Here is an 11,541-nt window from a genome sequence, read left to right as displayed (position 1 = left end):
ATCGGCGCCGATGACCAGCGTCGCGCGGCCGAGCATGGCGGCGATGTCGGCCAGCGGCGACCTGGGAAGCACGACCGTCGATGGAACGGCCTTGGCAATTCCATCGGCCACCGCCTTCTCGCGCTCGTTCGACCATGTGGTGAGCGGCGTCACACCTCGCTCGATCAGCAGGCGGGCGGTTGCGATCCAGTCCTCGACCGGCCATTTCTTGTCCTCTCGGCTGGTCCCGTGCAGGAGGAAGGCGGTCTTGCCGCTGATGTCGGCGCTTGTGCCAGCCGGCGGCACAATGCCGGAATTGAGCGTCGCAAGATCGGGCTGGTAGCCAAGCGCCAGTCCGAACAGCCGCCGTGTCCGCTCGATGGCGTGCAGGTCGCGCGGCACGGCGTAAGTGACGTCATAAAACAGCGTTGCCGATGGTTCGCGCGCGCTCGACTGGTTGAAGCCGGCAATCGGCGCACGCGCCTGGCGAGCCACAAGCGCTGATTTCAGCAGGCCTTGCGCATCGATGACCAAATCGTAGCGGCATTCGCGCAAGGCGCGGCGCAAGGCGACCGCCTCGCGCCAGGTTTTGGTGTCGAAGAGGTTCCTTCGCCAGCGCCTTATCGCCACCGTGTGTATGGTGCCGATCGCCGGATGCAGCGCGACGATGCCGGCAAACGCCTCCTCCACGCACCAGTCGAAAGCGATGTCGGGCCGAGCGCGGCGGGCATCCTCGAGTGCCGGAAAAGTGTGGATGACATCGCCCATCGACGATGTCTTGACGATCAGCACCTTCATGCCGCGGCCGGAAGGTCCAGCAGCCGGCCGGCCGCCGCGGCGACCTGCCCGACTTCCAATGTCTTCAGGCAGTTGAGGTGGCCGAGCGGACAGATTTTCCGGTGGCAGGGCGAGCAGGAGAGGCCGAGCCAGACCAACTCGCGGCGTTCCGCCAGCGGCGGCGTATTTTCAGGCGAGGTCGAGCCGTAGACGGCAACGATCGGCGTGCCGACGGCCGCGGCGACATGCATGAGACCGCTGTCGTTAGAGACCGCGAGCCTGGCCGCCGCTATCAGGTCGATGGCGTCCTCCAGCCGCGTCTGGCCGGCGAGGTCGACAACGCCAGGCGCGAGGGCGGCGATCCGCGCGGTCACGTCGCGGTCGTTCTTCGAACCGAACAGGGCAACCTTCAGGCCTTTGCCCATGAATTCGCGGGCAAGGCCGGCATAGCTTTCGCTTGGCCAGCGCTTGGCTGGACCGAACTCCGCACCGGGCATCAGCGCCACGAATTTTTGCGGCGCCAGACCGAAACGGTCGAGCAGCATGGCTTGGCTTTGCACGTCCACGGTCAGCCGGGGTGCGCGGAAGGTGCCGCCCTGGGCGAGGCCGAAATAGGACTGCGCGGTGCGCCGTTTCACGGCCTCGGGCAATGGCACGATGTCGGTCAAAAGGCCGTAGCGCATTTCCCGAAGATGGCCGATACGGCGCGGAATGCGGGCGAAGAAGGGGATCAGCGCCGACTTCCAGCTGCCGGGCAGGACATAGGCCATGTCGTAGCGGCCGCGCAGCAGGCGGCCGAAACGGCGGCGATGGCCGAATTCAAGCGCGCCGGGCTTTAGCGGAAAGTCGATCTGCTGGCGGATCTCGGGCATGCGCTTGACCAGAGGCGCCGCCCAGGCCGGCGCCAGCACATCGATCGCGGCGTTGGGATGGAGTTCCTTCAGCGCCGAGAACAGGCACTGCGCCATCACCATATCACCCACCCAGCGTGGGCCGATCACGAGGATCGTTGGGCTTTCAGCCATTCGACATAGTCTCTGACGCCGGTTTCTACTGTGCGGAACTGCCCGTTATAGCCGGCCGCGCGCAAGCGGGACATATCAGCCTGGGTAAAACTCTGGTAGCTGCCCTTGAGGTGGTCGGGGAAGGGAATGAATTCGATCTCGCCCTTGCCCAGCGTGTCGATGACCGTTTCGGCGACGGCGCGGAACGGCTGGGCGCGGCCGGTGCCGCAGTTGAAGATGCCGCTCGCGCCGCGCTTCCACAGCCACAGATTGACGTCGGCGACATCGCCGACATGGATGAAGTCGCGGCTCTGTTCGCCCGGTCCGAAACCGTCGTAAGCGCCGAACAGTTTCGGATTTTCGCCGCGCTCGACCTGGTTGAACAGATGGAAGGCGACCGAGGCCATGGCGCCCTTATGCGCCTCGCGCGGGCCGTAGACATTGAAATAACGCAGCCCCGCGACCTGCGAGTGATCGCTGTCGAAGGCCGTGCGCCTGACGTAATCGTCGAAGAGTTTCTTGGAATAGGCATAGACGTTGAGCGGCCGCTCCAGCGCCGGCTCCTCGCGAAATTCGGCGCCGCCGCCATAGACCGAAGCGGAGGAGGCGTAGAGGAAAGGCACGCGCAGCGCCTGGCTGGCATGCAGCAGCCGTTTCGAATAGGCGTAATTCACGTCCATCATGAACTTGCCGTTCCACTCGGTGGTGGTCGAGCAGGCACCCTGATGGAATACGGCCTCGATGCGGCCGAGCGAGCCGGCTTCCATGCGGGCCAGGAAATCGTCCTTGTCGAGATAGTCGGCGATCGTCAAATCGGCCAAGTTGGCGATCTTGTGGCCGTCGGTTAGGTCGTCGACGACCAGGATATCGTCATGGCCTTCGGCGTTGAGCGCGGCGATGATGTTGGAGCCGATCATGCCGGCGCCGCCCGTGACGATGATCATGAAGGCCTCTGGTTGCGTGCGATTCCGGTTCTTATAAGGGAGGCTGGCCGGGCTGTCGACAAAGCAGGCGGTCGCTCGGGCTCGCCCATTCAGCCTTGTCTGTTTTGTCCATTTTGTCTATTATGGGCAAAACGGAGTGTCCAATGAAACACTATCCATCGACTGATCTGAAACAGAATCTCGGCGACGTGCTCGCGGCTGCCAGCCAGCAGCCGGTCTCCATCACTCGCCACAACAAGCCGAGATACGTCCTGATGAGCATCGAGACCTACGAAGCGCGCTTCGGCACCGATAGCCGTCGCGCCTACGCGGCGGAGGATGCACCGCTGGAACATGTCGAGATGCTGGAGGAGTACGCCGCGGAACTGAACGGTGACTAAACCGGTCGCCGCGGACGTCTGGCGATATCCATATCTGTGGCATCGCCAACATGGAGACGGCGAGACCGAAGGCCGCAAGACGAGGCCTGTCGCCTTTGTCGCCGTTCTTCCCGGAAAAGCCGGAGGCACGAACCTTTTCATCCTTGCCATTACCTCCACGCAGCCGGGCCGTGATCGCATCGCCGTTGGCGTTCCGGAAATTGAACGCCGCCGCGCCGGCCTTGACCCTATCCCCCTTTGGGTCATAGTCGACGAGTACAACCACGATATTCTGGAATCGTCGGCCTATTTCGAACCGGGTGCGCGTATCGGCGCATTCAGTCCGTCCTTCCACAAAAAAGTCATATCGGCTTTCATTGCGGCTGTTCGCGCAGGCCAATCCAAAGCCATCCCACGGGCTGACTGAAAGGTCTGCAATCGGACAGGGCAGGATCATAAGGGACAAGAGAATGCCGTCGACCGAACTGCTCATCGCGTTTTTCGCCACCACGGCGATCTTCGCCTATATTCCAGGCCCCGCCATGCTTTACGCCGCCGCGCAAACGATGGCGCGCGGGCGCTGGTCGGGATTGACGGCGGCCCTCGGCATCCATCTGGGCGGCTATGTTCACGTCTTTGCCGCCGCCGCCGGCCTGTCGGTGCTGTTCCATGCCGTGCCGCCCCTCTACATGGCGGTCAAGCTGGTCGGCGCGCTTTATCTGATCTGGCTCGGTGTCTCGCTGTTTCGCAAGCGCGTGGAGGGCGACGTGGCGCTGCCCGCGATCGAGCGCAAATCGGCCCGCCGCGCCTTTTTCGAGAGCATCAACGTCGAGGTCCTCAATCCCAAGACCGCGATCTTCTTCATGGCATTCCTGCCGCAGTTCATCGATATTTCGGCGGCCTTTCCGGTCTGGCTGCAATTCGTCGTGCTGGGCACGATCGTCAATCTGATGTTCTCTTCGGCCGACATCGCCTGCGTTTTCCTGGCCGGTCTCGTGATCGGCCGGCTGCGGCGTTCGAGCGGGGCACAGCGGCTGATGCAGCGGGCCGGCGGCGCGGTGCTGGTCGGGCTCGGCGTTCACGTCGCCCTGCAGAAAACCTGACCTGTTCGGGTTTGCCTCCGCCGCGGCGTTGCGCTGTGCCAAATTGCGGTATATCGGCAGGCATGACCGTCCGTCCTCGCAAATCTGGTGTTTCGACCTATCTGAGATCGGCGTTTCCCGCGCGTGGCAGATGACATGATCAATCACAATCCGCCTTCTCCCGAGCCCCTGCATCGCGCCATCGCGCGCTTCGGCGACGTCACGGTGCTGGTGGTCGGCGACCTCATCCTCGATCGCTTCGTCAACGGCGTCATCGAGCGGATCTCGCCGGAAGCGCCGATCCCGGTGCTGCATGGGCGTGGCGAAAGCACGGCGACGGGTGGCGCCGGCAATGTCGTGGCCAACATCGTCTCGCTTGGCGCGCACGCCATTCCGGTCTCGGTGATCGGTGCTGACAACGCCGGCGACAGCCTGGCGCGGATGCTGGGCGAGCTTGGCGCCGATACAGCGGGGCTTGTGAAGCAGCGCGGCCGCATGACCTCGTCGAAGAGCCGCTTCAGCGCGCTCAACCAGCAGGTGCTGCGCTTCGACGAGGAAGAGATCAAGCCGCTCGGCGAGGTCGAGCGGGCCGAGCTGATTCGCCGTTTCCGGGACGCGTTGCAACGGGCGGACATCGTCGTCCTGTCCGACTACGGCAAGGGCATATTGCTGGACGGCGTCGCCGCCGAACTGATCGCCATCTGTCGCGAGGCGGGCAAGCCGGTGCTGGTCGATCCGAAGGGCCGCGACTATGCGCGCTATGCCGGCGCGACCGCCGTCACGCCCAACCGAAAGGAGCTTGGCGAGGCCGTCGGCCGCGCGGTGTTCGCCGATGACGAGATCGTGGCGGCGGCACGCGAGCTGATTGCGGCGCACGGTTTCGACTTCGTCGTCGCCACCCGCAGCGAAAAGGGCATGAGCGTGGTTGGCCCCGACGAGGCGCGCCACATCGCCACCCAGGCGCGCGAAGTGTTCGACGTATCGGGGGCAGGCGACACGGTGATCGCGACCTTCGCGCTGGCGCTTGCCGCCGGCGCCGATCCTGTCGCCGCGGCCTCCTTGGCCAACGCCGCCGGCGGCGTCGTGGTCGGTAAGCGCGGCACCGCGCGGCTGAGCGTCGAGGAACTCACCGGCGCGCTGTTCCGCTCACATGGCCCGACCGCGCACAAGGACGCCATCCTGGACGCCGCCTCCGCCGCGCGCATGGTGGCGGCATGGAAGGCCGAGGGCCTCAGCGTCGGCTTCACCAATGGCTGCTTCGACATCCTGCATGCCGGCCATGTCAGCCTGCTGCACGCGGCGCGCGCGCAGTGCGACCGGCTGGTGCTGGGCCTCAACAGCGACGCTTCCGTGCGGAAGCTGAAAGGGCCGGGACGTCCGGTCAACGACCAGCACGACCGCGCCTGCGTACTCGCGGCCCTTGCTTCTGTCGATGCCGTGGTGGTGTTCGAGGAGGATACGCCGCTGGCGCTGATCGAAGCGCTTCTGCCTGACATACTGGTCAAGGGCGCCGACTACACGATCGACACCGTGGTCGGCGCCGACGTGGTGCAGAAGGCGGGCGGGCGCGTCGTGCTGGTCGACCTGGTCGCCGGTAAGAGCACCACCGGCACGATCGGCAAAATGCGCGCGGGCGGCAGCATCAATTGAGGATTTCATGTCTGAACTGAACGACTATCTGGTCCGCTCGGCGGCCGCGATTACGGCGATGGTCGAGCGCGACCTGACCGGCGAGATGGAGCGGGCGGCGAGCGCCGTCGTGACGGCGCTTTCGTCGGGCAAGGCCTTCCTGATCGCCGGCAATGGCGGCTCGGCCAGCGACGCCATCCACATCGCCGGCGAACTGGTCGGGCGCTTCCTCAAGGAACGCAAGGCCTACAATGTCATCGCGCTGCCGGCTAATGCCGCGGTGCTGACCGCCTGGGGCAATGACTACGGTTTCGACACGGTGTTTTCGCGCCAGGTCGAAGCGCATGGCTCGGCCGGCGGCGTGCTTTTGGCGATCTCGACCAGCGGCAATTCGCCGAGCATTCTCGCCGCGGCCGAACAGGCGCGGATGATGGGCATGACGGTGATCGGCCTGACCGGCGACACGGGCGGCAAACTGAAGCCGCTCACCGATATCCTGCTCAACGTACCCTCGACTTCGACGCCGGTCATCCAGCAGGGGCATCTGTGCCTCTATCACCATCTGTGCGAGGTGGTCGAAGCGCGCCTGTCGAATGGCTGACGGCGGTTCAGTCTATCCGCTCGCGGAGCCAGGCCTGTGGGTCGAGCGGATTGGAGGCAGAGCCTTTTCGGCAGGTCGACCGGCGCTTTTTCTCGACCGCGACGGCACCATCAATGTCGATACCAGCTATCCAAGCGATCCGGCGCAAATAGTCCTGCGGCCCGAGATGCTGCCAGTGATCCGAACGGCCAATCTTAGCGACCTTCCCGCCATCATCGTGTCCAACCAATCGGGTATCGCTCGGGGCTATTTCGGCTGGCCGGAATTCGCCGCGGTCAATGCGCGGCTGCTGGCGCTGCTCGGGGCGCGCGATTGCCGGGTCGACCTTGTGCTGGCCTGTGCCTACCACTCGAGCGGTATGGGTGAACTGGCAATAGGCGATCATCCCATGCGCAAGCCTAATCCAGGCATGCTGCTGCGCGCCCGCGATCTATTGGACCTAGACACAAGCCGATCCATCATCGTTGGCGACAAAGTCGACGATATGGAAGCCGGACGGCGGGCCGGGCTGCGCGAGGGTTGGCTAGTTGGCGGCAGGGTTAATCGAAAGACCGGTGACGGCAGTTTTGTCAGCCGGAAGCTGATGACGGGCAATGATCATCGGAGGCTTTGCGATGCGATTGCTGAGCTTGGGAGGGCCTAACAGGCTGTTGAAAAACTGTTTTGTTCACGGGATGTATCAGAGTCAGACAGGGTACAAATCCGATTCAAAAACAGGTATCTCCGGGACTTTTTCATCAACCTGCTAAGGTTCATCCGACGAATGCCACAAGGCCCTCGTCCTTAACGCAGCGGATGGTCAAAGCCATGCGCATCGTGTCGCCTACACAGGATCCTTGCGGTCCGAAGCTTCGTAAAGCTTGGCCTCGGTGGCGAAGGAATAGATCATCACCGACATCGAGTAGACGAAGCCATGCCGGCCGCACAGGAAGTAGCGCTTGGCCAGGTAGAATTTGAGGAAGTTGCCGAACGGCGACAGCACCAGCCTCACCAGGCCGGGCTTCTTGCCCCTTTCGACCAGGGTGGCGACCTTGAGGCTGGAGTAGGTGTTGGCCCGTGCCAAGTCCTCCTCCACGGTCACTTCGCGGCGATGCAGTAGGACCCCACTCTCGATCGTGCGGGTCTCGCCCGGGACCTCGAATGATTCGTGGACCCGCAAGCTGAGGTCCATGGTGGCCTTATCGCGGCGGAACAGGCGCAGCAGCCTGTTGTGCAGCACCCAGCGGTGCGCGTAGCCATAGCCCTTCAGCTTGTCGCGGCGCCTTATGTACCAACCGTCGACGGCGTCATTCTGGGGCTGTGTCACGGCTATGATCGACTGCCTCAGCAGGTCGTCGACAGCCTCATCGGCTTCGATCGGAAGACACCATGGCTGCGTGGCGTGATCGAGCGCGAATTGCCGCTGGCGTGGAAAACCCGGCCAGTCATTGTGCAGCAGCCTTATCGGATAACCCTTGGCGATAAACTCCTGAACGATGTCCAGGGTGCCGTCCGACGAGCCTGAATCGACGACGATGATCTCGGCGCAGAAGTCGATGCTTTCCAGGCACGGGCCGATCATGTCGGCCTCGTTCATGCAGATCACGAGCGCTGAAATCGGGCTTGCAAAACGGGTCATGGTCCCCTTCCCATGGCGGATTCTTCCGGAATTCACGCTGCTCGTACCCTCTGTTCTCAAGCAACTCCGGGCGGAAAAACCGTTACACATTTTTCCTGGAATTGCTTGAGAAACCAGCCAAGCGCCCAGTCAAGCAGTGAAGTCCGGCAGAGCCGTTCAGCCTTGTATATCAGCGTCTTTCGAATACCAACGCGGCGCCGGTGTGGCGAAGGTGAGGAATTCGTCGGCGCACGGGCGTTCACCCAAATTCAGGGGCGCTCGAACGAGACCAGGCCTTCATCCTTGACCCGGCGAATGGTGAGCGCGGTGCGCACCGTGTCGACGTTCGGCGTCGAAGTCAGTTCCTCAATGACGAAGCTCTGGAAGGTGCCGAGGTCGCTTGCCACGCAATGCAGCAGGAAATCGGACTCGCCCGACACCATCCAGGCATCGCGCACGATCGGCCAGCCGCGCGTGCGCTCGGCGAAGATGCGCAGTTCGGCATCGGCCTGGTGATGCAGCCCGACCAGGCAGAAGGCGACGACATCAAGGCCGAGCGCAGGCGCATTGAGCAGCGCGCGGTAGCCACGGATGATGCCGGCTTCCTCCAGGCGCTTGACCCGGCGCAGGCAGGGCGGCGCCGAAATGCCGACGCGGTTCGAGAGTTCGACATTGGTCATGCGCCCGTCCGACTGAAGCTCACGCAGGATCTTCCAGTCGATGGCGTCGAGGTCGGCTTTCAGGGGCATGGCTGTCTCAGCTCGGCGCAAGAATCTTTCGCCGTTTTGTAATTAAACGACTTTTGTGTCGAAGCCAGCCCTCGTCAACGCGATTTTGGAAGGGTAACGAAAACGCCGACCGCGCGAATACGCACATGGGCCGAAGCTTTCCGGGGACGACGGCCCCTTCGCCTTGCTGGTGTGGCTGGCAGCCCTTACATTGAGCGCGATATTCCACGTCGTTTTTCCAAGGCACACTCGTGTCCGCCCCGCAGAGGCTCCAAATGACCACCAAGCACGCGCCCGTCCTTATCATCGGTTCCGGTCCGGCCGGCTATACGGCAGCGGTCTATGCCGCACGCGCCATGCTGAAGCCGATGCTGGTTGCCGGCCTGCAGCAGGGCGGCCAGTTGATGATCACCACGGATGTCGAGAACTATCCCGGCTTCGCCGATCCGATCCAGGGGCCGTGGCTGATGGAGCAGATGCTCAAGCAGGCCGAGCATGTCGGCACCGACATCATCAACGACATCATCACCGAGGTCGACCTCAATGTGCGGCCGTTCCGCGCCAGGGGCGATTCCGGCACGACCTACACGGCCGATGCACTGATCATCGCCACCGGCGCGCAAGCCAAGTGGCTCGGCATTCCGACCGAGCAGGACTTCATGGGCTTCGGCGTTTCCGCTTGCGCCACCTGCGACGGCTTCTTCTATCGCGGCAAGGATGTCGCGGTGGTCGGCGGCGGCAATTCGGCGGTGGAAGAGGCGCTCTATCTGTCCAATCTCGCCAAGAGTGTCACCGTCATCCACAGGCGTTCGGACTTCCGTGCCGAGCGCATCCTGCGCGAACGGCTGCTGAAGAAGGACAATGTCCGCGTCATCTGGGATACGATCGTCGACGAGATCACCGGGCGCCCCGGCAAAGCGCCACTGCCGCCCTCGGTCGAAGGGCTGAAGCTCAAACATGCCGTGACCGGTGCCGAGAGCCATCTCAAGATCGACGGCGTCTTCGTGGCCATCGGCCATGCGCCGGCGGTCGAGCTGTTCGTGGGCAAGTTGAAGCAGAAGCCGAACGGCTATCTGTGGACAGCGCCGGATTCGACGCGCACCGACGTGCCTGGCGTGTTCGCCGCCGGCGACGTGACCGACGATGTCTACCGCCAGGCGGTGACGGCGGCAGGGCTGGGCTGCATGGCCGCGCTCGAGGCGGAAAAGTATCTGGCCGGCATCGAGGTGCATCGCGAGGCTGCGGAATAGGCGGCTTGCGGAACTGTTGAAAAAACGGCTTAGAAACGCCGTGCAAAAGCCTGATTTTTCATTCAGACGCCAACCGGAACGAGGGGAAATCATGGCGTTGGACTGGGACAAGCTACGCGTGTTTCACGCTGCGGCGGAAGCGGGATCGTTTACGCATGCCGCCGAGACGCTGCATCTATCGCAATCGGCGATATCGCGGCAGGTCAGCGCGCTCGAACATGATGTTGGCGTGCCGCTGTTCAACCGCCATGCACGCGGCCTGGTGTTGACCGAACAGGGCGAGATGCTGTTCCGCACGGCGCATGACGTGCTGATGAAGCTGGAAACCATCAAGTCGCGACTGACCGAGACCAAGGACCGGCCCTCCGGTGTGCTCAGGGTCACGACGACCGTCGGCCTCGGCGCCGGCTGGCTGACCGAGCGGGTGCAGGAATTCATCGAACTCTACCCCGAAATCAGCCTGCAACTGATCCTCGCCAATGAGGAACTCGACCTCACCATGCGCCAGGCCGATTGCGCGATCCGGCTGCGCCAGCCGCAACAGCCCGACCTGATCCAGCGCCGCCTGTTCACCGTCCATTTCCATCTCTACGCGGCGCCTTCCTATGTCGCCAAATACGGCAAACCGGCTTCCGTCGCCGAGTTGAAGAGCCATCGCATCGTCACCTTCGGCGTACCGGTGCCGTCGCATCTCTCGGAGTTGAACTGGCTGGAGACGGTCGGCGATTTCGAAGGCGGCCAGCGCGTGCCGACACTGCAGATCAACGACATCCTGTCGATCAAGCGTGCCGTGCAGGGCGGCGCCGGCATCGCCATGCTGCCGGACTATGTGATCAGCAAGGATTCCGGCCTGGTGCAGCTCCTGCCGGAAACCGAAGTGCCGTCCTTCGACACCTATTTCGCCTATCCGGACGCGATGAAGAACCAGGCGAAGCTGCACGTGTTTCGTGACTTCGTCATCGCCAAGGCCAGAAGCTGGTCCTTCTGAGGCAAAGCGGCTTCGCCGACGGGCTCAGCTCCGCCAAGGCGGCCGAAACCTGTGCATCGGTTGATCTACGCTCGACTGCCTTTGAATTGAACCGCCACTGCCTCATTCCACATCATCAGTGTTTTTCGGCATTTGGGAACAAAATCCGCCGGGATTGGCGTCTTCGAGACGACAATGACTCGAAAGCGCGCGTCATCTCCATGATTCTGCTGGTCCTATTGGCTTCCGGAATGGGTTGGACCACAGCCTGTGCCTTTTTGCATGCGTGTGTTGCAAAATAGATGCTTGTTTCTTGGGCATGAAGAGCACATATATAGATCATCTCCTGGGCGCGTTCTCCTCCCATTAGCGCCCTCGAGTGTTCCCCTCTGGAGGTTAGCCCTAACAGGCACTTCCAATCAAACTCAGCCGGATCTTCGTTGATCCGGCTTTTTTGTTGCCTTCATGCCACTCGCTTGGCTGAAAAATTCACCAAAATTGCCGCGTAACAGTGTCATGTAACCTCTGGTAACATGACAAGGACACCTTCCATCTGCTAAGTGGATCATAGGACGCGGTGTGGTTCGGACGAGAGATGGGGGCATCACTTGGACGACCCGGGCT

13 protein-coding genes are annotated in these 11,541 nt (G+C 62.9%); 8 read left to right on the top strand and 5 right to left on the bottom strand.

The features are described 5' to 3' along the window. The 3 genes from waaC to rfaD all read right to left on the bottom strand — a co-directional run. Positions 1-777 (bottom strand): lipopolysaccharide heptosyltransferase I (gene waaC, locus LB556_RS30835; protein WP_224571199.1); only part of this gene is annotated, 777 nt, incomplete at its 3' end. Further along, positions 774-1,781 carry a lipopolysaccharide heptosyltransferase II gene (waaF, locus tag LB556_RS30830; protein ID WP_224571198.1) on the bottom strand — a complete coding sequence of 336 codons (1,008 nt, stop codon included), beginning with the start codon at positions 1,779-1,781 and terminating at the stop codon, positions 774-776. The genes waaC and waaF, both read right to left, overlap by 4 nt. Beyond that, positions 1,754-2,704, bottom strand: coding sequence for an ADP-glyceromanno-heptose 6-epimerase (gene rfaD / locus LB556_RS30825; protein ID WP_224571197.1), 951 nt, complete (start codon positions 2,702-2,704; stop codon positions 1,754-1,756). Before rfaD ends, waaF begins: the two co-directional genes overlap by 28 nt. 143 nt (positions 2,705-2,847) lie before the next feature. Between rfaD and LB556_RS30820 the strand changes: the two genes are divergently transcribed. From LB556_RS30820 to LB556_RS30795, 6 genes are all read left to right on the top strand, one after another. After that, complete coding sequence (locus LB556_RS30820) at positions 2,848-3,084, top strand: type II toxin-antitoxin system Phd/YefM family antitoxin (protein ID WP_140763414.1); 237 nt, start codon at positions 2,848-2,850, stop codon at positions 3,082-3,084. Next, on the top strand, positions 3,077-3,490 hold the full coding sequence (locus tag LB556_RS30815; protein WP_224571196.1) for a hypothetical protein: 414 nt from the start codon (positions 3,077-3,079) through the stop codon (positions 3,488-3,490). Before LB556_RS30820 ends, LB556_RS30815 begins: the two co-directional genes overlap by 8 nt. 43 nt (positions 3,491-3,533) lie before the next feature. After that, a complete protein-coding gene (locus tag LB556_RS30810; RefSeq protein ID WP_224571195.1) occupies positions 3,534-4,166 on the top strand; it encodes a LysE family translocator in 633 nt (210 codons plus the stop codon). A gap of 135 nt (positions 4,167-4,301) precedes the next feature. Further along, positions 4,302-5,795, top strand: a complete 1,494-nt coding sequence (gene rfaE1 / locus LB556_RS30805; RefSeq protein WP_224571194.1) for a D-glycero-beta-D-manno-heptose-7-phosphate kinase — start codon at positions 4,302-4,304, stop codon at positions 5,793-5,795. A gap of 7 nt (positions 5,796-5,802) precedes the next feature. Beyond that, a complete protein-coding gene (locus tag LB556_RS30800) occupies positions 5,803-6,375 on the top strand; it encodes an SIS domain-containing protein (RefSeq protein ID WP_224571193.1) in 573 nt (190 codons plus the stop codon). Continuing rightward, positions 6,368-7,018, top strand: a complete 651-nt coding sequence (locus tag LB556_RS30795; RefSeq protein WP_318011353.1) for an HAD-IIIA family hydrolase — start codon at positions 6,368-6,370, stop codon at positions 7,016-7,018. The genes LB556_RS30800 and LB556_RS30795 overlap by 8 nt, the downstream gene beginning before the upstream one ends. A 180-nt stretch (positions 7,019-7,198) precedes the next feature. Here the strand turns inward: LB556_RS30795 and LB556_RS30790 are convergent, their stop codons facing one another. After that, positions 7,199-7,993, bottom strand: a complete 795-nt coding sequence (locus LB556_RS30790) for a glycosyltransferase family 2 protein (protein ID WP_224571192.1) — start codon at positions 7,991-7,993, stop codon at positions 7,199-7,201. 248 nt (positions 7,994-8,241) lie between these two features. Further along, entirely contained in the window at positions 8,242-8,721 is a 480-nt protein-coding gene (locus LB556_RS30785; protein WP_140736076.1) for an Lrp/AsnC family transcriptional regulator, read from the bottom strand. Positions 8,722-8,975: 254 nt separating this feature from the next. Here LB556_RS30785 and trxB point away from each other — a divergent pair, with 254 nt between their 5' ends. Together trxB and LB556_RS30775 are read left to right on the top strand one after the other, a co-directional pair. Next, a complete protein-coding gene (gene trxB, locus LB556_RS30780; RefSeq protein ID WP_224571191.1) occupies positions 8,976-9,950 on the top strand; it encodes a thioredoxin-disulfide reductase in 975 nt (324 codons plus the stop codon). Between the two features lie 91 nt (positions 9,951-10,041). Further along, on the top strand, positions 10,042-10,938 hold the full coding sequence (locus LB556_RS30775; RefSeq protein WP_224571190.1) for a LysR family transcriptional regulator: 897 nt from the start codon (positions 10,042-10,044) through the stop codon (positions 10,936-10,938). The last annotated feature ends 603 nt before the right edge of the window (positions 10,939-11,541 follow it).

The organism is Mesorhizobium sp. ES1-4, assembly GCF_020164745.1.
Classification (GTDB): Bacteria; Pseudomonadota; Alphaproteobacteria; order Rhizobiales; family Rhizobiaceae; genus Mesorhizobium.
This window is presented reverse-complemented; position numbering and strand designations above follow the sequence as displayed.

Bases quoted from the DNA above. Each gene is read 5' to 3' on its own strand.
- waaF (WP_224571198.1), bottom strand. From the start codon at position 1,781: ATGGCTGAAAGCCCAACGATCCTCGTGATCGGCCCACGCTGGGTGGGT.
- rfaD (WP_224571197.1), bottom strand. From the start codon at position 2,704: ATGATCATCGTCACGGGCGGCGCCGGCATGATCGGCTCCAACATCATC.
- LB556_RS30820 (WP_140763414.1), top strand. From the start codon at position 2,848: ATGAAACACTATCCATCGACTGATCTGAAACAGAATCTCGGCGACGTG.
- LB556_RS30810 (WP_224571195.1), top strand. From the start codon at position 3,534: ATGCCGTCGACCGAACTGCTCATCGCGTTTTTCGCCACCACGGCGATC.
- rfaE1 (WP_224571194.1), top strand. From the start codon at position 4,302: ATGATCAATCACAATCCGCCTTCTCCCGAGCCCCTGCATCGCGCCATC.
- LB556_RS30800 (WP_224571193.1), top strand. From the start codon at position 5,803: ATGTCTGAACTGAACGACTATCTGGTCCGCTCGGCGGCCGCGATTACG.
- LB556_RS30795 (WP_318011353.1), top strand. From the start codon at position 6,368: ATGGCTGACGGCGGTTCAGTCTATCCGCTCGCGGAGCCAGGCCTGTGG.
- LB556_RS30790 (WP_224571192.1), bottom strand. From the start codon at position 7,993: ATGACCCGTTTTGCAAGCCCGATTTCAGCGCTCGTGATCTGCATGAAC.
- LB556_RS30785 (WP_140736076.1), bottom strand. From the start codon at position 8,721: ATGCCCCTGAAAGCCGACCTCGACGCCATCGACTGGAAGATCCTGCGT.
- trxB (WP_224571191.1), top strand. From the start codon at position 8,976: ATGACCACCAAGCACGCGCCCGTCCTTATCATCGGTTCCGGTCCGGCC.
- LB556_RS30775 (WP_224571190.1), top strand. From the start codon at position 10,042: ATGGCGTTGGACTGGGACAAGCTACGCGTGTTTCACGCTGCGGCGGAA.